Source organism: Limnohabitans sp. WS1 (assembly GCF_003063265.1).
In the GTDB taxonomy this organism is placed as follows: Bacteria; Pseudomonadota; Gammaproteobacteria; order Burkholderiales; family Burkholderiaceae_C; genus Limnohabitans_A.
Map to the genome: position 1 here is coordinate 77,371 of NZ_NERU01000001.1, position 18,199 is coordinate 95,569.

General features: G+C 61.9%; 16 protein-coding genes. 6 read left to right on the plus strand and 10 right to left on the minus strand.

All coding sequences use genetic code 11. From position 1 onward, the window contains the following. Nucleotides 1–29 precede the first annotated feature (29 nt). Nucleotides 30–1,046 (minus strand): porin, encoded by a 1,017-nt coding sequence (locus tag B9Z48_RS00280; RefSeq protein ID WP_368664959.1) that lies wholly within the window; start codon nt 1,044–1,046, stop codon nt 30–32. An 81-nt stretch (nt 1,047–1,127) separates the two neighbouring features. On the opposite strand from B9Z48_RS00280, the gene B9Z48_RS00285 reads away from it, so the two are divergent. Continuing rightward, nucleotides 1,128–2,600, plus strand: a complete 1,473-nt coding sequence (locus B9Z48_RS00285; protein WP_233260966.1) for a phage integrase SAM-like domain-containing protein — start codon at nt 1,128–1,130, stop codon at nt 2,598–2,600. A gap of 36 nt (nt 2,601–2,636) precedes the next feature. Here the strand turns inward: B9Z48_RS00285 and B9Z48_RS00290 are convergent, their stop codons facing one another. The 5 genes from B9Z48_RS00290 to B9Z48_RS00305 form a co-directional block, all read right to left on the minus strand. Then, complete coding sequence (locus B9Z48_RS00290; protein WP_108376792.1) at nt 2,637–3,638, minus strand: tripartite tricarboxylate transporter substrate binding protein; 1,002 nt, start codon at nt 3,636–3,638, stop codon at nt 2,637–2,639. A gap of 77 nt (nt 3,639–3,715) precedes the next feature. Further along, entirely contained in the window at nt 3,716–5,212 is a 1,497-nt protein-coding gene (locus B9Z48_RS00295) for a tripartite tricarboxylate transporter permease (protein WP_108376793.1), read from the minus strand. Nucleotides 5,213–5,632: 420 nt separating this feature from the next. Further along, nucleotides 5,633–6,097, minus strand: a complete 465-nt coding sequence (locus B9Z48_RS00300; RefSeq protein ID WP_108376794.1) for a tripartite tricarboxylate transporter TctB family protein — start codon at nt 6,095–6,097, stop codon at nt 5,633–5,635. Continuing rightward, nucleotides 6,094–6,258: a hypothetical protein gene (locus B9Z48_RS21740; RefSeq protein WP_233260967.1), complete on the minus strand. Its 165-nt coding sequence runs from the start codon at nt 6,256–6,258 to the stop codon at nt 6,094–6,096. Before B9Z48_RS21740 ends, B9Z48_RS00300 begins: the two co-directional genes overlap by 4 nt. Then, nucleotides 6,255–7,067, minus strand: a complete 813-nt coding sequence (locus tag B9Z48_RS00305) for a tripartite tricarboxylate transporter substrate binding protein (RefSeq protein ID WP_233260968.1) — start codon at nt 7,065–7,067, stop codon at nt 6,255–6,257. Before B9Z48_RS00305 ends, B9Z48_RS21740 begins: the two co-directional genes overlap by 4 nt. Nucleotides 7,068–7,217: 150 nt before the next feature. Between B9Z48_RS00305 and B9Z48_RS00310 the strand changes: the two genes are divergently transcribed. Further along, nucleotides 7,218–7,940, plus strand: a complete 723-nt coding sequence (locus B9Z48_RS00310) for a response regulator transcription factor (protein ID WP_108377147.1) — start codon at nt 7,218–7,220, stop codon at nt 7,938–7,940. Between the two features lie 10 nt (nt 7,941–7,950). Beyond that, on the plus strand, nt 7,951–9,381 hold the full coding sequence (locus B9Z48_RS00315) for a sensor histidine kinase (protein ID WP_108376795.1): 1,431 nt from the start codon (nt 7,951–7,953) through the stop codon (nt 9,379–9,381). A gap of 286 nt (nt 9,382–9,667) precedes the next feature. On the opposite strand, the gene B9Z48_RS00320 is transcribed toward B9Z48_RS00315, so the two are convergent. Beyond that, nucleotides 9,668–10,513 carry a MurR/RpiR family transcriptional regulator gene (locus tag B9Z48_RS00320; RefSeq protein ID WP_108376796.1) on the minus strand — a complete coding sequence of 282 codons (846 nt, stop codon included), beginning with the start codon at nt 10,511–10,513 and terminating at the stop codon, nt 9,668–9,670. A gap of 305 nt (nt 10,514–10,818) precedes the next feature. Beyond that, entirely contained in the window at nt 10,819–12,282 is a 1,464-nt protein-coding gene (gene zwf, locus B9Z48_RS00325) for a glucose-6-phosphate dehydrogenase (protein WP_108376797.1), read from the minus strand. 196 nt (nt 12,283–12,478) lie between these two features. On the opposite strand from zwf, the gene tal reads away from it, so the two are divergent. Together tal and pgi are read left to right on the plus strand one after the other, a co-directional pair. After that, on the plus strand, nt 12,479–13,426 hold the full coding sequence (tal, locus tag B9Z48_RS00330) for a transaldolase (RefSeq protein ID WP_108377148.1): 948 nt from the start codon (nt 12,479–12,481) through the stop codon (nt 13,424–13,426). 152 nt (nt 13,427–13,578) lie between these two features. Beyond that, on the plus strand, nt 13,579–15,111 hold the full coding sequence (gene pgi, locus B9Z48_RS00335; protein ID WP_108376798.1) for a glucose-6-phosphate isomerase: 1,533 nt from the start codon (nt 13,579–13,581) through the stop codon (nt 15,109–15,111). A 317-nt stretch (nt 15,112–15,428) separates the two neighbouring features. On the opposite strand, the gene B9Z48_RS00340 is transcribed toward pgi, so the two are convergent. Both B9Z48_RS00340 and B9Z48_RS00345 read right to left on the minus strand, forming a co-directional pair. Continuing rightward, complete coding sequence (locus B9Z48_RS00340; RefSeq protein ID WP_108376799.1) at nt 15,429–16,403, minus strand: plastocyanin/azurin family copper-binding protein; 975 nt, start codon at nt 16,401–16,403, stop codon at nt 15,429–15,431. A gap of 92 nt (nt 16,404–16,495) precedes the next feature. Beyond that, nucleotides 16,496–16,915, minus strand: a complete 420-nt coding sequence (locus tag B9Z48_RS00345) for a hypothetical protein (protein ID WP_146186211.1) — start codon at nt 16,913–16,915, stop codon at nt 16,496–16,498. A 342-nt stretch (nt 16,916–17,257) separates the two neighbouring features. Here B9Z48_RS00345 and B9Z48_RS22070 point away from each other — a divergent pair, with 342 nt between their 5' ends. Beyond that, a complete protein-coding gene (locus B9Z48_RS22070) occupies nt 17,258–18,022 on the plus strand; it encodes a DUF411 domain-containing protein (RefSeq protein ID WP_158273179.1) in 765 nt (254 codons plus the stop codon). The last annotated feature ends 177 nt before the right edge of the window (nt 18,023–18,199 follow it).

The following is an 18,199-nucleotide window of genomic DNA, read 5'->3' on the forward strand; positions in this document are numbered from 1 at the left end:
TCGGTCAACTGGCTTGCGCCAGCGTTCGATCAGAAGGAGTGCTTGACACCGAAGTCATAGCCAGTGGACTTGGCGTTGGCAGCAGTCACAGAACCGTTCAAAGCGACAGCAGCGCCGCCTTTGTTCTTGACCGAAGCGTATGTAGCGTACAAGTCTGTGCGCTTGCTCAGGCTGTAAACATAACCGAGGGCAAACTGGTTGCTCTTGGCGTCGCCCTGTGCTGTGCTGGACATGGCCACGCGGACAGTACCAGCACCCACGGGGGCTGTGGCACCAAACAAACCACCTTTGATGTCTTTAGCACCGTCAATTTTGGTTTTATTGGTTTGAGCAAACAACTTGGCAACGCCCAAGTCATAAGAGCCGCCGATGTTGGAGGTCTTGTTTTTGACGTTCAGACCAGTTTTGGTGCTGGAAGAAGCCAAAGCCACGCTCAATGGGCCGTTGTCATAAGACACACGGAAGGCATTGCCGTCGCCAGCCTTGGCAGCGTCTGTCGAAGCGTTTTCGCCCATGTAAGCCTGAGCCCAGACTTTCACGCCGCTGAACGAAGGCGACAGGTAACCAATGCTGTTGGAAGCACGAACGCCCGTCACACCACCTTTGTTGAAGGCAATGTTGGTGCCCACGCCGTTGGTGCCAAACGGATCGTAAGCGGTTTCAGTCCAGAACTGGGGCGTGTAGTCACGGCCCAAACGCACTTCACCGAAGTTGCCTTCCACGCTGACGGTGGAGCGGCGGTTGAAAGTCAGACCTTGGTTGCGTGCGTTGAGCACTGGGTCGGTTGCACCTGCAGCTTGGTTGTTGTTGTTGGTGCCAGCACCAGAGCCGTCGTCGTTGTTCACGCCAGCTTCGAGCCAGAAGGAAGCCTTCAAGCCACCGCCCAAGTCTTCCACGCCGCGGAAACCGATGCGGCTGCTGTTGTAACCCGAGTTCTTCAATTGGGTTTTGCTGCTCACAGTGCCAGTGCCTTTGGCATAGGCTGCGTCAACCACGCCGAACAGAGTCACGGAAGATTGTGCGAAAGCGCCAGTAGCAGCTGCCAATGTAGCCAGAGCAGTTAGATTGTTTAATTTATTTGCGAATAAAGAGTTAGTTTTGAATTTGTCACTCTATACTTCTCTAGCATGACCGTTCGGCCTTTACTTGCCTCTTTGTGCGCCAGTCTGGATGACTTTTTGGCCCAGCCCCTGAACACCGTGGCGGTGTCCGGGGCGTCGGCCGTGGCCATCCTGGATGCCAACCAGCCGGTGTTTTATGTGGTCAGTCCGGCGTTTTGGCAGCAAATGACCGATTTGGGCCAGGCTGCACCCGCCCAAGGTCTGCGCAAACCCGGACAGCCCCGACGCCCGGCACCGGCGGCCAGGTCAGATCCGGGATTTGACGCGCACGACGAGGACCTGGATGAAGACTTGGGCGATGAAGAAGATGGCGACGAAGGCGGCTCGGGCCATGGTGGTGACGAACCCCGACCTGCAGGGCATGCCCGGCAGGGCGCGGCCACACCAGCAAGCAAATCGCGAAAAGCCGGGTACGGGTCTGGCGATGTGGCGGGCTCGGTGCTGACCCAAGGGGCCATGCGTTTCAACCGTTTTGACGCTTTGGCCGACCAGCTGATGGACCTGGAAAACCAGCGCGTCAAGCGCGGTGAGCTGAGCGCCGCCTCGGTGGGAATTTTGAAAAACCGGCTCGACGCGCATGTGTTGCCGTATTTCAAATACATCCCGCCCTCTCAGGTCACGCCCATGATGATGGACGCCTTTGTGCAGCGCTTGACCGACAGCCACCTGAGCTCGACCACGGTATCGCAATACCTGGTGGTGGTGCGCAAACTGCTCAAGCTGGCGATTCGCCATGGGTTTTTGCGCGAGATCCCCGAGCTGCCCTCTATTAAGGTGGCCAACCGGCCCCGCTCGATGCTGAGCCTGCGCGAATACGCCGCGGTGGTGCGCACGGCCCACCGTTTGTCCAGAAAAGGCGACAAGGCCCCCGAGGTCAAGGCGTCCACCGGCTACCGCGAACGCTTTTGGGTGCAGCCGCGCCACCTGACTTTGCCCCCAGACATGGCCTGGGCCATCCGCTTCATGGTCAACAGCTTTGTGCGCCCCGGCGACTTGCGCCAACTCAAGCACAAGCATGTGCAGGTGGTGCGGGGCACAAGTGTGTATTTGCGCATGACCTTGCCCCAAACCAAAAAGCACGATGCCCCCATGGTGACCTTGCGCCCGGCGGTGCAGGTCTACGAGTCGGCTTTGGCCCAGGCGCGTTTGGACGGCTTTGGCCAACCCGACGACTACGTGTTTTTGCCCGCAGAAAACGACCGCAATTACGCATTGGCGGTGCTGGGCTTTTGGTTCAAGTGGGTGATGCGCGAGGCGGGTGTGCCCTCGGAAGACGTGATGGGCCGCCTGCGCACGCTGTACTGTTTGCGCCACACGTCCATCATGTTCAGGCTGCTGTATGGGCAAGGCATTGACATGCTGACCTTGGCCCGCAATGCCCGTACCTCGGTGCAAATGATCGAGCGCTTTTACGCCTCGGCGCTCGATGGCGAGATGAACGTGGCCATGCTGCAAAGCCGGCGCACGTCCAAGTCTTGAATGGCCTGCTGCTCAGGCCCGCGCCCTCGGTTCGGGTCAGCCGGGTTTGATCTGACCCTTGATGACCACATCTTTCCAGCGGGCCTGTTCTTTGGCGATGAAGGCAGCATATTCGCTGGACGGGCCGCCTCCGGGGATGGCGCTTTCGGCGGCGTATTTGGCCATCACTTCGGGTGATTTCATGACCTTGGCGCATTCTTGCTGGAGTTTCAGCAAGATTTCCGGTGGGGTGCCCGCCCGCGCCGTGATGCCGTACCACTGCACAGTCTCAAAATCTTTGAGCCCGCTCTCGGCCACGGTGGGCACGTCGGGCAACACCGGGATGCGTTCGGTCGTGCCCGTGGCCAGGCAGCGCAAAGCGCCGCTCTTGATGTGGGGCAGCAGGGCCGGGGTGCCGGCCGAGAACAGCTGAATGCGGCCAGCGAGCACATCATTCAGGGCCGGACCCGTGCCTCGGTAAGGGATGTGGGTGATGAACATGCCCGTGGCCAGCTTGAGGGCTTCCATGGCCAAGTGGCCTGCGCTGGCGTTGCCGGCCGAGGCGTAGTTGAGTTGGCCGGGACGGGCCTTGACGTAAGCAATCAGCGATTTGAGGTCGGTCACGGGCACGTCTTTGTGCACCACAAACAAACTGGGCACGCGCGACAACAGGGTCACGGGCACAAAGTCTTTGTTCACGTCGTAGCCGCTGTCGGGGTAGATCAGGGGGTTGACCGCCATCAGGCCGATGTGGCTCATGACGATGGTGTAGCCGTCGGCTGGGGTGCGCATCATCTCTTGCATGGCGGGCACGCCGCCGCCGCCGCCTTTGTTGTCGATGATGAAGGACACGCCCATTTGTTTGGTCAATTCGGCCGCGATGGTGCGGGCCACGATGCTGGAGGTGCCGCCCGGTGCAAAGGGCACGATCCAGCGGATGGGTTTGTTGGGCCAAGCCGATTGGGCGTGGCCGCTGATGCCGGTGGCGGCCAAACCGGCTGCACCCATCCATTTGAGGTAGTCGCGGCGGGGCAGTGTGGGGTTGTTCTGTTCGTTCATGTCATTTGTCTCCCTAAAAATCATGGGTGCTGCATCACACCAAAAAGGTGCTGTGTTTCAAAGAGGGAAACCACGCATCAAGACGTGGCTGGGCGGCGAAACTGTCGCCAAAGTGTCGGGGCCACCAACAACAAAGCCGCCACCAGCATCAAGCCGCCCGACAAAGGCCGCGTGAAGAAGGTGGACCAGTCGCCTTGGCTGATGGTGAGCGCCTGGCGCATGGATTGTTCGCCCAGGGGGGCCAAAATCAAGCCCACGATCAGCGGTGCGGCCGGAAAGTCAAAGCGCCGCATGATGTAGCCCAGCAAGCCAAACACAAACAGCAAGCCCACGTTGAACACCGAGTTGCCTGCGCCGTACACGCCCGCAGTCGAGATGACGATGATGCCCGCATACAGCCAAGGCGGTGGGATTTTGAGCAGCTTGACCCACAGGCTGACCAGCGGCAAGTTGAGCACCAGCAAGATCACATTGCCGATGTAGAGGCTGGCGATCAGCGTCCACACCAGGCTGCCTTGTTGGCTGAAGAGTTGCGGACCGGTCTGGATGCCGTAGCCCTCAAAGGCCGACAGCATGATGGCGGCGGTGGCCGAGGTGGGAATGCCCAGGGTGAGCAGCGGCATCAACACCCCCGCAGCGGCAGCGTTGTTGGCCGCTTCAGGCCCGGCCACACCTTCGATGGCGCCGTGGCCAAATTCTTCGGGGTGCTTGGAGAGTTTTTTCTCGGTGTAGTACGACAGCAGCGTGGGCAGTTCGGCCCCGCCAGCGGGCATGGCGCCGATGGGAAAGCCAAAGAAAGCGCCACGGAACCAGGCTTTCCACGAACGCGCCCAGTCTTGTTTGCTCATCCACAGGCTGCCCGAGAGTTTCATGACTTCGCCGCCTTTGGACTCGCGCCCTTGCCAAGCCAGGTACAGCGCCTCGCCCACGGCAAACAGGCCCACTGCGGCCACGGTCACCTCGATGCCGTCGAGCAATTCGGGGCGGCCAAAGGTGAAGCGGGGCTGGCCGGTTTGCAGGTCCACACCCACCATGCCCAAGAGCAAACCCAGGCCGAGTGCCACCAGGCCGCGCAGCATGGAGTTGCCCAGCACGGCCGACACGGCCACCACCGACAAGACCATGAGGCTGAAGTATTCGGCCGGGCCAAAAGCCAGAGCCGCTTCGACCACCCAAGGGGCCACAAAAGTCAGGGCCAGCGTGCCAATGGTGCCGGCCACAAAGCTGCCGATGGCTGCGGTAGCCAGCGCTTGGCCCGCACGGCCGCGTCGGGCCATTTTGTTGCCTTCCAGCGCGGTGACCACTGCCGCTGATTCGCCCGGGGTGTTGAGCAAGATGGAGGTGGTCGACCCCCCATAGGCTGCGCCGTAATAAATGCCTGCGAACATGACGAACATGCTGGTGGCGGGCACATGGTAGGTCAGGGGCAAAAGCAAGGCGATGGTCAGCGCTGGGCCAATGCCGGGCAGCACGCCGACCAGCGTGCCGACAAAGCAGCCCACAAAGCCCCACATCAAGGTGGTGGGTTGCAAGGCAATGGCAAAGCCACCCATCAGGGCGTCAAAAGCTTCCATGGCAAATCCGATCTATATACATTGTGTGTTGAGTGCAGGGCGTTGATGTCCCCTGTAGGAGCGGCGCCCTCGCCGCGATGAACCCTCGCAGACCACTGCCCATCGCCCCGAGGGCGGGGCTCCCACAAGGGGAAGTCCCCTGTAGGAGCGGTGCCCTCGCCGCGATGAACCCTCGCAGACCACTGCCCATCGCCCCGAGGGCGGGGCTCCCACAAGGGGAAGACCCCTGTAGGATCGGCGCCCTCGCCGCGATGAACCCTCGCAGACCACTGCCCATCGCCCCGAGGGCGGGGCTCCTACAAAGGGAAGACCCCTGTAGGCGCGGCGCCCTCGCCGCGATGAACCCTCGCAGACCACTGCCCATCGCCCCGAGGGCGGGGCTCCTACAAAGGGAAGTCCCCTGTCGTGCGGAACGCTCTCTCAAATCAACCAAGGCAGAGCAGGTCCCAAACCAACACCCAACAGCTGCGCAAACACAAACCAGAAAGTGCTGGCAATGGCGGCGCAGATCAGGGCCGATTTGAGGCCCAAAGGCGCATCAAACGAGCGGGCCACGCCCATGCCGCACAGCGTGCCGGGAATGACAAAGCCCAAGGGAATGACCAGCACGATGAAGGCCACACCACCGCCCAGCAAACTGAGCACGCGGGTGTTGGCACCAGGCAGGGCCGATTGGTCCGGCGCTTGGCTTTCGTCGGTTTGGCGGCCGCGCCAGGCGCTCACGCCGTACAACACGGCAAAAACACTCAGCGCCGCCACGATCACGCCGGGTGCCAGCACAGGCCCCACGGTCATCTGCATCATGGATTCAGGAATGACCGTGACCTGCCAAGCAGCCACTCCGCACAGGGCGATCAGCAAAAGGGCCACGCGAAAAGGCGTCATGCCAGGCCCAGTTCTTTCATCAGGATTTCTTTCTCGGCGATGTCCTTGGCCAGGTCGCGCTCAAACGGGCGCTCGGTCATGAAGGCGTCGGTCCACTTGCGTGTTTCCAACTCTTGCTTCCACTGCGCAGACGCGTTGAGTTTGGTCACGAAATCGATCATGGCTTCGCGCTGGGCGTCCGAGATGCCGGGGGGGCAAACACGCCACGCCAGTTGGACTCGGTCACGTTCACACCCAACTCGCTCAATGTGGGCACGTTCACGCCGGGAATGCGGCGCTTGCCGGACACCGCCAGCGGAATCATGCGGCCGGCCTTGATCTGTTCTTCAAATTCAGAGTAGCCCGAAATACCGGCCGACACCTGGCCGCCCAAGATGGCCGCGTTGGCGGGGCCGCCACCTGCAAACGCCACATAAGCGGCTTCGCGTGGGTTTTTGCCCAAGGCTTTGATCAACATGCCCAAAATCAGGTGATCGGTGCCGCCCGCGCTGCCGCCCGCGACCGACACGGCCTTGGGGTTGGCCTTGATGGCGGCTTCGAGCTCTTTCCAGGTTTTGATCTTGCCGCTGGCAGGCACCACGATCACGCCAGCTTCTTCGGTCAGGCGGGCAATCGGGGTCACGTTCTTGATGGTCACGGGGCTCTTGTTGGCAATGCCCGCACCGATCATGACCGAGCCGCCGACCATCAGGCTGTTGCCCTGGCCTTTGCGCTGGTTCACGTAACGGGGCAGACCCACCATGCCGCCTGCGCCGCCGACGTTTTCAAACTGCATGGTGCCCACCAGGCCAGCGGCTTTGGCGGCGCGTTCGATGGCGCGGGCTGTGCCGTCCCAGCCGCCACCAGGGGCTGCGGGCACGAACATGTTGATGCTGGCGATCAGGGGCTTGGCTTGCGCCCAAGCGGGCAAGGCCATGGATGCGCCAGCGGCAGCGCCGAGGGCCAGAAAGTCGCGTTTGGAAAGGGTCATGCGGGTCTCCTGTGTGAAAATGAAATGTCGTTTCTGCTGGGTGTCAGCCTTGGCCAGGCCCTGTGCAGATGCGTTGATTTTGGTGTGCTGCTGGCGGTGAAACTGTCAAACAGCTGTCAATTGCGTTCAGTGAAAACCCTCGAAACCCCCATGACCCCCCGAATCTTGTTGGTGGAAGATACGCCCGACATTGCCCTGTGGCTGGGCACGGCTTTGCGTCAAGGGGGCATGGCGGTCGAATTTGCCACCGATGGCCATGAAGCCGACCGCTGCCTGCAGACGGGCCATGGTTTTGATGCGGTCTTGCTCGATTTGCAGCTGCCCGGGCAAGACGGCCTGAGCGTGTTGCAGGCCTTGCGGGCGCGGGGCGACACGGTGCCAGTGTTGATTTTGACGGCGCGGGCCAGCGTGCCCGACCGGGTGCTGGGCCTGAACATGGGGGCCGACGACTATTTGCCCAAGCCTTTTGATTTGAGTGAACTCGAAGCCCGCTTGCAGGTCTTGTTGCGCCGCCAAGGCCGCACCAAAACCAGCGCCTTGCGCTGGGGCCCGCTGGAGATGCAGCCCGACACCAGCGAGGTGCAGCTGCACGGCCAGCCGCTGGCGCTGACCCAGCGCGAGGCGGCGGCGCTGCGCGTGTTGCTGGCTTCGCCCCAGCGCACCGTGAGCAAAGAGCAGCTGCACGCCGAGGTGTTTGCCGACGAGTCTGCCGGGTTGGATGCGGTGGAGGTGCTGATTTACCGCTTGCGCAAAAAGCTCGAATCGGCCGCGCTGGTGCCCGGCGCAGGGGCCGGTGTGGCGATCACCACCTTTCGCGGCATGGGTTACATGCTGACCCAGGCGGTCAAGCACTCACAGGCCCCGACGCCATGAGCGCTTTTTCATGAGCGATTCCCCGCAGGTTTGGGCGCCTTCTGCCACGTCCTTGCGCAGGCGCTTGCTCAGCTGGATCTTGTTGCCGCTGGCCGGCCTGATTGGCATCAACGCCTGGGTGGGCTATGGCAATGCGGTGCAGGCGGCCAATGAGGCCTACGACCGGTCTTTGTATTTGGCCGCCCGTACCTTGGCCGAAGAGCTGGAGTGGCGCGAGGGCCGCCTGCAGCTGGATGTGACCAAGGCGGCCGGTTATCTGTTTGAAAACCACACCGGCTCGCGCTTGTTTTACAAAATCACCTCACCCGGTGGCCAGTGGCTGGCGGGCGTGGCCGCCGTGCCCGATGTGCCTGCCCGTGCCCAGTCGGCGGTCAAGTTTTTTGCGCTGGTGCAGTTTGACGATGGCCAATACCTGAGCCAGCCGGTGCGTCTGGCGCAGCTCATGCATGTGGTGGAGGCCGATGCGGGGGGGGCTGGGGCCAAAGCCATGGAGCCGTTGGTCAAGATCACCGTGGCCGAGACCATGGAGGCTCGCCAGCAACTGATTGAACACATTTTGTGGGACACCTTGGGCAGCCAAGGCTTGCTGCTGTTGGCCGCCGCGTTGCTGGTGGTGTGGGGCGTGCAGCGCGGCATTCGCCCACTGGAGGCGTTTCGGCAGCAACTGGCCCAAAAAGCCGATGACGATTTTTCACCCATTGAGCCGCCGGATTTGCCGCGCGAGCTGCGCCCCTTGATCGAGACTCTGAACAGTTATCTGGCGCGTTTGGGGCGTTTGATCGACATCCGCAAACGCTTTTTGGACAACGCCGCACACCAATTGCGCACGCCGCTCACCGCCCTCAAAACCCAGCTGACCTTGGTACAGCGCAGCACAGAGCCTGAACAGGTCCAGACTTTGGTGGGGGCGGCACACCAGACCACCGACGATGCGGTGCGCCTGACCGAGCAGTTGCTGGCCATGACGCGGGTCGAGCATGCCCGCGAAATGCACAGCCCACAGCGTGTGGATTTGGTGGATTTGGCCCGGCGGGTGACACAAGAGCATTTGCTTCGCGCCCACCAGTCGGGCGACGATTTGGGTTTGGAGTTGCAAGCGGACAGCAGTGACGTGCAGGGCGTGGATTTGTTGCTGCACGAAGCACTGAGCAACCTGATCGACAACGCCATGCACCACAGCCCGGTGGGTACACACATCACGGTGCGTGTGGGGCCCGCTTGGGTCGAGGTGGTGGACGATGGGCCGGGCATTGCGCCTGCGCATCAGGCCCATGTGTTTGAACGCTTTTACCGCGCCGCACCCTCAGGCGTGCCGGGCAGTGGTTTGGGCTTGGCCATTGTCAAAGAAATCGCCAGCCAACAAGGTGCACAAGTCGGTTTGCAAAGCCCTGTGGCAGACGGGCGTGGCACCGCCATTCGCTTGAGCTGGCCACTTGCCTGAGCAGGCTCAATCTAACTGCTTAACCCCCCCGTAGGAGCGACGCCCTCGTCGCGATCACCCTCGCAGACCACCACCCATCGCCCCGAGGGCGGGGCTCCCACAAAACCAGGAGCTCCCACAAAACGCTTTTCCCCGTAGGAGCGACGCCCTCGTCGCGATCACCCTCGCAGACCACCACCCATCGCCCCAAGGGTGGGGCTCCCACAAAACCAGGAGCTCCCACAAAACGCTTTTCCCCTGTAGGAGCGACGCCCCCGTCGCGATGAACCCTTGCCGACAGGAACCTTCAGGTGTAACGCTTGCTGCTCAGATTTTTCTTCATGTCGCGCAGCACGGGTTGCAATTCTTCGCCGATGCGCAGGGCCACGGTGGTGGCCAAAATATCGATGATCAGCAGGTGCAACAAACGCGAGACCATGGGGCTGTATTTGTCGTAGCCCTCGGGGTGGTCGGCCGTCAGGTGGATGTGCCCGGCGCTGGCCAGGGGCGAGCCGCTGGCGGTGATGACGATGGTGGTGGCGCCTTGTTTTTTGGCGATGTCGCAGGCGTCCATCAGGTCGCGGGTGCGGCCGGAGTTGGAGATGATGACGGCACAGTCGCCGGGGCGCAGCATGGAGGCGCTCATGACCTGCATGTGGCCGTCGCTGTAGGCGATGGCGTTGACGCCCAGGCGGAAGAATTTGTGCTGCGCGTCTTGCGCCACGATGCCGGAGTTGCCCACGCCATAAAACTCGATGCGGCGGTTGGTTTTTTGCGTGGAGGCCAGGGCTTGTGCGGCGTGTTCCAGCGCGAATGAGCTGGCATCGTTGCGGTATTTCAAGAACGCCGCCACGGTGTTGTCGATCACCTTGACGGCGATGTCGCTGGTTTTGTCGTCCGCGTCCACGCTGCGGTGGATGAAGGGCACGCCTTCGCTCACGCTGCCAGCGAGTTTGAGTTTGAAGTCGGACAGGCCGTCATAGCCCATGCTGCGGCAAAAGCGCACCACCGTGGGTTTGCTCACATGCGAGCGGTCGGCCAATTCGGTGACGGGCAAGTTTGCAAAGGCCCGAGGGTCGGCCAGCACGAGCTTGCCCACACGTTGCTCGGCGGGGGCCAAAGAGGGCAAAGAGGCTTTGATTCGGTCGAGCATCGGGTGTTTCCTATCAAGTCGGCAGCTTGGTGTGTGAAGTTACAGGCAGTAGCTTGGTTTTGAGGTGCAGGTGTGCGGGGCTATCGCGGCGGGGGCGCCGCTCCTACAGGGGGGCAAGTGCGCGTTTGTAGGAGCCCCGCCCTCGGGGCGATGGTTGGTGGTGTGCGGGGCTATCGCGGCGAGGGCGCCGCGCCTGCAGGGGGGCAAGTGCGCGTTTGTAGGAGCCCCGCCCTCGGGGCGATGGTTGGTGGTGTGTGGGGCTATCGCGGCGGGGGCGCCGCGCCTGCAGGGGGGGCGTGCGGGCATCAGATTTCTTCAGACCAGCAATGGCCGTCACGGGCGATCATGGCGCTCGATGCACTGGGGCCCCAGGTGCCTGCGGCGTAAGGGCGTGGGCCGGTGGTGTCGTCTTGCCAGTGCTGCAGGATCGGTTCGACCCAGCGCCAGGCTTCTTCTTGTTCGTCGCTGCGCACAAACAGGTTCAGGCGGCCATCGAGCACATCGAGCAGCAGGCGTTCGTAGGCGCCCACGCGCTGGTTGCCAAAGCGTTTGTCAAAGTCCAGGTCCAGGTGCACCGGGCTCAGGGTGGCACCGCCGCTGCCTTGGCCGCGTTTGCTTTGGCCTTGGGCAAACAGGTGCAGCTCCAGCCCGTCTTTGGGTTGCAGGTGGATGACGAGTTTATTGACCTGGCCCACCGGGCTTTTGAAAATTTCGTGGGGCGTGGGGCGGAAGTTGATTTCGATGTGCGCCTCGCGAGCGGCCATGCGTTTGCCGGTGCGGATGTAAAACGGCACGCCCGCCCAGCGCCAGTTGGCGATTTCGGTGCGCAGGGCCACAAAGGTTTCGGTGCTGCTTTGCGGGTTGACGCCTGTTTCGTCGCGGTAGCCCGGCACAGACTGTCCGAACACGTTGCCCGCGCTGTATTGGCCGCGGATGACGTGTTGGCTCAGCGTCTCGGGCGTCCAGCGTTTCAGGGCCCGCAGCACCTTGAGTTTTTCGTCGCGAATCGCGTCGGCGTGTGCGTTGATGGGCGGCTCCATGGCGATGGCACACAGCAGTTGCAGGGCGTGGTTTTGCACCATGTCGCGCAGCGCACCCGTGGTCTCATAAAAGCCGCCGCGCTTTTCCACACCCAGCTCCTCGGCCATGGTGATCTGGATGTTGGCGATGTGCTCGCGCCGCCACAGGGGTTCAAACAGGGCGTTGCCAAAGCGCATGGCAAACAGGTTTTGCACCGCCGGCTTGCCCAGGTAGTGGTCAATCCGGAAAATTTGCTGTTCTTTGAACACCTTTCCCACCGCGGTGTTGATGCTGCGGTTGGAGGCGAGGTCATGGCCCAGGGGCTTTTCCAGCACGATGCGGGTCTTGGGGGTGTTCAGCCCGTGGGCGGCGAGTTGTTCGCACACGGTGGTGAACAAGCTGGGGGCGGTGGACAGGTACATCACCACGTTGTCGGTCTCGCGCTCGGCCAGGCGGGCCGACAGGGCGGCGTAGGCCTCGGCTTGCGACAAGTCCATGCGCACGTAGCACAGCAGGGCGGCAAAGCGGGCGAACTCTTCGGGTTTGGGGCGCTTGTCGCCTTCGACTTGTTCAAAGCGCGACTGGATTTGCTGGCGGTATTGCTCGTCCGTCAGGTCGTCGCGGCCCACGCCGATGATGCGGCCGCCTTCGGGTAAGGTGTCGTGTCGGAAAGCCTGAAACAGGGCGGGCATGAGTTTGCGCCAAACCAGATCGCCCGTGCCACCGAAAAAAACCAGATCAAAAGCCATGATGTTCTAGAGTTACATGAAAAATTGTTTTGTAATGTAACTTTGTTTCACGGATAATTCAAGCACTTTGCATTTTTTGCTCAGGCCCATGGCTTGGCTGGCGCTGCGTGTGGAGGGGCAGACCCCTTTGACTGCAGACCACGCTGGCCGCACAGGCCTTTGACCCTTGTTTGGCACTCTTGAAACCCACCTGACCATGAACCAACTCGACGCCCTCAAACAATTTACCACCGTGGTGGCCGACACCGGCGACTTCAAGCAATTGGCGCAGTTTCAGCCGCAAGACGCGACCACCAACCCGTCCTTGATTTTGAAGGCCGTGCAAAAGCCCGAATACGCCCCCTTGCTGGCCGAAGCAGTGGCCGCCCACCGTGGCCAGCCGCTGGACGTGGTGATGGACCACTTGCTGGTGCGCTTTGGCTGCGAAATTTTGAAGACCATTCCCGGCCGCGTGTCGACCGAGGTCGATGCCCGTTTGAGCTTTGACACCGCCGCCACCGTGGCGCGTGCGCGTCGCATCATGGCGCTGTTCGAGGCGCAGGGCATTCCGCGTGATCGCGTGCTGATCAAAATCGCTTCGACCTGGGAAGGCATTCAGGCCGCAGCCGAGCTGGAGCGCGAGGGTATCCGCTGCAACCTGACGCTGCTGTTCGCGTTTTGTCAGGCGGTGGCGTGTGGCCAGGCCAAGGTGCAGCTGATCTCGCCTTTTGTGGGCCGCATCTACGACTGGTACAAAAAGTCCGCAGGCGCTGCGTGGGACGAAGCGGCCAAGTCGGGCGCCAACGACCCCGGCGTGCAGTCGGTGCGGGCCATCTTCAACCACTACAAAAAGCACGGCATTGCCACCGAGGTGATGGGTGCGTCGTTCCGCAACATTGGCCAGATCACGGCGCTGGCCGGTTGCGATTTGCTGACCATCAGCCCCGAGTTGTTGGCGCAACTGGCCGCGACCGAGGTCCCGCTGAGCCAGGCGCTGGACGCTGCAGCCGCGCAGGCCATGGATTTGCCTGCTGTGAGCTATGACGAAGCTTCTTTCCGCTTGGCGCTCAATGAAGACGCCATGGCCACCGAAAAGCTGGCCGAGGGCATTCGTGCGTTTTGCGTCGATGCGGTCAAGCTTGAAGAATTGATGAAGAAAGCCTGACATCCCGTGTGACTTTGTAGGTCGGCACCTTCAGGTCCGACATGTGTAGGCTTGGTGCAGGTTCACGTCGGGGCTGAAGTCGCCGACCTGCAACTATTTGGAAAACGTTGTCGATGCTTGCTCTGCAAGCGATCCATTCACTGAAAGATCCTATGCGTTGTGACTTGACCCCCGCCTGGAAAAACCTGCAACACCATGCGCAGGGCTTTGCTGGTTTTGATTTGCGCACGGCTTTTGCGACCGATGCGTACCGTGCGGATGCGTTGAGCCAGGCAGCCCCTTATGTGTTTGCCGACTTGTCGAAAAACCACACCGACGCTGCCACCGAAGCACTGCTGATCGAGCTGGCCAGGCAAACTGGTTTGGCCTCGCACCGCGACGCCATGTTCCGTGGGGAGCCCATCAACAACACCGAGGGCCGTGCCGTGATGCATTGGCTCTTGCGCCAACCCGAAGGCTCGCTCTCGGGTGATTTGGCCGCGCCCTTGCAACAAGTGCACGACACCCTCAAGCCCATGTTGGCGTATGCCGAGCAGGTGCGCGCCGATGTGCAGATCACCGATGTGGTGAACATCGGCATTGGTGGCTCGGACCTGGGGCCGCAAATGGCGGTGCTGGCCTTGCAAGACTTCGTGATCCCGGGCAAGCGTTTTCACTTTGTGTCGAATGTGGACGGTCATGAACTGGCTGGCGTGCTCAAAGGCTTGAAGGCCGAGAACACGCTGTTCCTGATCGCCTCCAAAACCTTCACCACCATCGAGACCATGACCAACGCCCGCTCGGCGCTGGCTTGGTTCCAGGGCCAGGGCGGAGTCGATGTGTCGCGCCATTTTGCGGCGCTGACCACCAATGTGGCCGCTGCGGCCGAGATGGGCACCACCACCACCTTCGGTTTTTGGGACTGGGTGGGCGGGCGTTATTCGGTGTGGTCGGCCATTGGCTTGCCGGTGGCGATTGCCATCGGAGCGCAGGGTTTCAGGGACCTGCTGGCCGGGGCGCATGCGATGGACCAGCATTTTCAGACCGCGCCACTGGAGGCCAACTTGCCGGTGCGGCTGGGCTTGCTTGACGTTTGGTACCGCAACTTTTTGAGCTACACCAGCCGAAGCATTGCGCCCTATCACAGCGCCTTGCGGCGAGTGCCAGCTTATTTGCAGCAGCTGGAGATGGAGAGCAACGGCAAGCGCGTGGACCGCAACGGGCATGCTTTGACCTATGGCACCTCACCCGTGCTGTGGGGCGAGCCGGGCACCAATGGGCAGCACGCCTACTTTCAGATGTTGCACCAGGGCACGGATGTGGTGCCGCTGGAATTCATCGCCGTGAAAAAGCCCACGCACAGCCTGAAAGACCACCACGAGCTGCTGCTGGCCAATGTGATCGCACAGGCACAGGCGCTCATGCTGGGCCAGGCCGACGAGGGTGGTCACAAGCACTTTCCCGGCAACCGGCCCAGCAGCTTCTTGCTGCTGGACGAACTCACGCCCGCCAGCCTGGGCGCACTGATTGCCTTGCAGGAGCACCGCGTGTTTGTGAGTGGCGCGGTCTGGGGCATCAACAGCTTCGACCAGTGGGGGGTGGAGCTGGGCAAAGTGCTGGCCAAAGACATCCATGCCCGCATCGTGTCGGGCGACGTCAACGGACTGGATGCATCCACTGCGGCCTTGTTGAACAAGGTGCGTTGACAAAGCGTATCCATGGCAGCGCTGTTGCCATGAGTCAGCTTTTGTGCAGGAGCGGCGCCCTCAATGCAATGGATTGTTTTTTGTAGGAGCGGCACCCTCGCCGCGATGGATCGTTTTTTGTAGGAGCGGCGCCCTCGCCGCGATGACGCCTCGCAGACCCCCCTCCTCGCACAGGCAGAGGGTCCCCACACCGTTGGCATGGCTGGCCACTGAGCCCAAAACAGGCCTTTCGCTTCAAACCGCGCAGGGCCGACAAGCGCCTGCACCGAAGCGGACACATGTCGGAACTCAAGCGACCGGCCCACCGGGCCGCTGGCTCAATGTTTGTGCGAGCTGTGGTCGTGTGGGTCAGCCGGTTTGCTTGGCGCAGTGGGTGTGGCCAGCACTTGCAAAGTGCCCCGCATGCCCGCTTCGTAGTGCCCGGGAATGAGGCAGGCCATTTGCAAGCGCGTGGCTTGGTCAAAGCTCACCACCAACTCGCCGGTTTGCCCGGCTGCCACACGAATGGCGGCCCCTGTGCCGTGCGGGTGATCGCTGCCATGGGCCGACCCTTGTGCTGCCGCTTGTTTCATCGCCTCGGCGTGAGCGCGTATGTCCTCGTCGCTGCCCAGCACCATTTCATGCGCTGTGCGGCCCGAATTGGTGACGACAAAACGGATGGTTTCTCCGGCGTGCACGTCAATCTGACTGGGTGTGAAACGCATGGTGTCATCCATGTTGACCGTGATGCTGCGACTGACCACTTGCGCGATGACCCCGGCCTTGAGGGAGGCACCATGGTGGTCGTCTGTTGCAGCGGTCTCGCCGTGGCTGTGCCCTGTGACTGCCAAGTCGGGGTGGCGTTCCAGCCACTGCCAAGCGGCCCCACTGCCGGCTGAGACGGCCATGCCAACCACCAGCACATACACCGTGGCCGCCCGTGGCCAGTGGCGGGGCGCACTCAGTCCCAGAGCCAGTACCGAGATGAAAAAGCCCAGCGGCACCACCCAGGCGCTGCGTGCGGGCGAGTCCGGAAAGTGCTGCAAACCGCCCGTGAAAAAGCCCAGGCCAATCGAGAGCAAAGTGCCCAGCACCAAGGTCTGCAGCAAACCCGAGCTTGGTGTGTCATCCGAGTCTGCATTCAGCCGGTGCTCGAGCCAAGCGCCCAGCACAAACAGCACGATGCCAATGGCAGCGGTCCACAGTGAGCGTGTGCCGCTGAAAAAGCCGTGGTTCACGGCGCCCGAAATGAAGCTGATGCCCGAATACTTGAGCAGCATCGCCCCGTGGTGTTGTTGAAAAGAAGAAGTCATGCGTCCATCCTTGCGCGGCTAATGCTCGCGCGTTTTGATCGGTCTGCTGCACGGGTCCAGGCCCGCGCAGCGCGTGAAAAGAGGTGGAGCGTTCAGGGGATGGGCGGGCGCAACACAGGGCGCAGGTTCGCGCTTTGCCAGTCCTGTCGCGGGCTGGTGGGGTGCGCGGCATGTGCACGGTGCAGTGCCATGCAGGGCTCACTGTCCAAACCGACGGCGCAGCAATGGTGACAGTCGATGGGGTTTCCAGAAGGGCCGTCTGTGTCCACTTCAGTGGGGTGGAGCGGGTGCCCCTTGACTTCAAGGTGACGGGTCGCGTGTCCGTGGCATTCGGGCAAAGTGGCCAGAGGCACTGCGTGGTGAACTGTGGGGGATGTAGTGCGGTCTGTTGTGGTCGAGACTTCGCTCACAGTGGGCTCAGCCCATGACCATTGAATGGGCATGGCCATGACCGAGCCCAGGCTCATTTTGAGCACCATCAGCCAGATCAACCACCCAGAGCAAGAACGCATCCAGTCATCTTATCGGTAGTCGCAACAGGCAAGCGGCCCAACATCCAAAAAGCCCCGCAAGCCGTTCACCTTGGGTGGTTTTTGTGTAGAAGCGGTGCCCTCGCCGCGATGGATTTTTTTGTAGGAGCGGCGCCCTCGCCGCGATGATGCCTCGCAGACCCGCCTCCTCGCACAGGCAGAGGGTCCCCACACCGTTGGCATGGCTGGCCGCTGAGCCCAGCACAGGCCTTTCACTTCAAATCTCACTGGGCTGGATCGATGGCTTGAATTTGCCTGTCGGATTCCGGGCCATTTTGATGTGGGCATGATCGGCTTCATCACCTTCCAAGATGGGGGCTCACCATGAGCAATTCACACATCAAAGCCATGCCCAGACGCCAATGGCTTGCAACTGCAGCCGTGTTGGCCGTTACGGGTTTTCATCGCACAGCACTGGCGCAAGCCACCACCATGCAAGTCTGGAAAGACCCCAACTGCGGCTGTTGCCAGTTGTGGGTGGAACACCTGCAGGCCAGTGGCTTCAAGGTCGAGGTGCGCGATGTGGGCAACACCGCCGCCCGCAAGCGCTTGGGCATGCCCGAGCAACTCGGCTCCTGCCACACCGCCAGCGTGGGCGGTTATGTCATTGAGGGCCATGTGCCTGCCGCCGACATCCACCGTCTCTTGAAAGAGCGGCCAGTGGCGCTGGGTTTGTCGGTGCCCGGCATGCCCATTGGCAGCCCGGGCATGGATGGCCCCGAATACAAGGGCCGCAAAGACGCCTATGACGTGCTGCTGGTGCAAAAAGACGGCAGCAGCAAAAGTTTTCAACGCTACCCCGGGCTGCGCCGCATGGCCCAGCGTGAGGGCCTGCAGCGCGTGAATGATGACGCCGCAGCGCTGCCTTGGGCCACGGCCGAGGTGCGGCACATCGACAAGGCCGCAGGCAAGGTGGCGCTCAAACACGGCGAGATCAAAAACCTGGACATGCCGCCCATGAGCATGGTGTTCCAAATCCAAAACCCCAGCCAACTCAACGGTCTGCATGTCGGCCAGAAAGTCCGCTTTCAGGCGGTGCAGGGCCAAGGCGCGTACTGGGTGTTGAAGATCGAGGCATCTGCCCTGTGAGTCTTTGATTCGGACCCCTGAAGTTAGCAGGCGCCCTCGCCTGTAGGCGCGGCACCCTCGCCGCGATCAAGCCTCGCAGACCAACACCGATCCCCCAGGCGGAAGCTGCCGTCCGGCGCAGACCTTGATCCGTCGTCACGAAAAAAAGCCCCGCAAGGCTTTTACCTTGCGGGGCTT